Source organism: Niveispirillum sp. (assembly GCF_052437035.1).
Classification (GTDB): Bacteria; Pseudomonadota; Alphaproteobacteria; order Azospirillales; family Azospirillaceae; genus Niveispirillum.
In genome coordinates this window covers 1-234 of the sequence record NZ_JBQVOH010000036.1, presented here as the reverse complement: position 1 = coordinate 234, position 234 = coordinate 1, and positions in this window count along the sequence as shown.

Genomic DNA, 234 nt, shown 5'->3' with positions numbered 1-234 from the left:
ATCTGCCTCGCCGATATAAACATCAGGTCGGCAAAACGCAACATTGATCATGTTTTCACATGAGTGTTGTTTCGAGAGGCTGGGTGGCATTGCCACTTTTTATCTTAATTACACGTCTTTCCGTGACTGGTCCGTTTGCCTGCCTTGCTCGAGATCGAGCGTGGCAGCCATACAGGACGCTAGTCCGTCGCGCCTTTTGGCGCGGCCCGTCCGGAGCCCTTCGGGCGTCCGGAC